This window comes from Mesorhizobium sp. M7A.F.Ca.US.005.03.2.1, assembly GCF_003997795.1.
Lineage (GTDB): Bacteria > Pseudomonadota > Alphaproteobacteria > Rhizobiales > Rhizobiaceae > Mesorhizobium > Mesorhizobium ciceri.
This window is the reverse complement of the sequence record NZ_RZRP01001217.1, coordinates 1-1,364: the sequence shown is the minus strand read 5'-3', so window position 1 is coordinate 1,364 and position 1,364 is coordinate 1. Positions and strand designations below refer to the sequence as shown.

Annotated in this window: 2 protein-coding genes; both read left to right on the top strand. The window is 62.2% G+C overall.

Translation table 11 applies throughout. The annotated features are described in order from the left end of the window. Positions 1 to 775: NADH-quinone oxidoreductase subunit D (locus EN991_RS36415; RefSeq protein ID WP_127370530.1), on the top strand; the 775-nt coding region annotated here is incomplete at its 5' end. Then, a partial coding sequence (gene nuoE / locus EN991_RS36410; RefSeq protein ID WP_127370529.1) for an NADH-quinone oxidoreductase subunit NuoE occupies positions 776 to 1,364 on the top strand: 589 nt, incomplete at its 3' end.

Genomic DNA, 1,364 nt, shown 5'->3' with positions numbered 1-1,364 from the left:
GATGGTGTTCTATGAGCGCGCCTCCGGTTCGCGCATGCATGCCGCTTATTTTCGGCCCGGCGGCGTCCATCAGGACCTGCCGCGTCAACTGGTCGAGGACATCGGCAAGTGGATCGACCCGTTCCTGAAGTCGATCGACGACCTCGACCGGCTGCTGACCGGCAACCGCATCTTCAAGCAGCGCAATGTCGATATCGGCATCGTCTCGCTGGCGGATGCCTGGGCCTGGGGTTTTTCGGGCGTGATGGTGCGTGGCTCGGGTGCAGCCTGGGATCTGCGCAAGTCGCAACCCTATGAATGCTATTCGGAGATGGATTTCGATATTCCGATCGGCAAGAACGGCGACTGCTTCGACCGCTACCTCGTGCGCATGGAAGAAATGCGCCAGTCGGCGAAGATTATGCGCCAGTGCGTCGACCTTTTGCTCGGCAAGGAGAGCACCGGCCCGGTGTCGAACCTCGATGGCAAGGTGGTGCCGCCCAAGCGCCAGGCAATGAAGCGCTCGATGGAAGCGCTGATCCATCACTTCAAGCTCTACACCGAGGGTTATCGCGTGCCGGCCGGCGAGGTTTACGCCGCTGTCGAGGCGCCGAAGGGCGAATTCGGCGTCTATCTGGTTTCCGACGGCTCCAACAAGCCCTACCGCTGCAAGCTGCGCGCGCCGGGTTTCGCGCATCTGCAGGCGATGGATTTCCTCTGCCGCGGCCACATGCTGGCCGACGTCACCGCCGTTCTCGGCTCCCTCGACATCGTGTTTGGTGAGGTCGATCGCTAAATGTCAGTCCGCCGTCTCGCAGAAGCCAGCGTCCAGCCAGCATCCTTCGCCTTCAACCGGGCGAATGCCGCGGCTGCGAAGCAATGGATCAAGAAGTACCCGAAGGGCCGTGAACAGTCGGCCATCATCCCGCTTCTGATGATAGCACAGGAGCAGGAAGGTTGGGTGACGAAGGCGGCGATCGAGACGATCTCCGACATGCTCGGCATGCCGCGCATCCGCGGGCTGGAAGTCGCGACCTTCTACACGCAGTACCAGTTGAATCCGGTCGGCACGCGTGCGCACATCCAGGTCTGCGGCACCACGCCCTGCATGCTGCGCGGTTCGGAAGCGCTGATGGATGTCTGCCGCTCCAAAATCCATCACGACCAGTTCCACACCAACGACAAGGGAACCTTGTCCTGGGAAGAGGTGGAATGCCTCGGTGCCTGCGTCAACGCGCCGATGGTGATGATCTTCAAGGACACGTTCGAGGATCTGACGCCGGAACGCCTGGCTGAAATCATCGATCTCTATGACGCCGGCAAGGGTGCTGCGGTGGAACCGGGGCCGCAGAATGGCCGCACCGGCTCGGAGCCGGCCTCCGGCC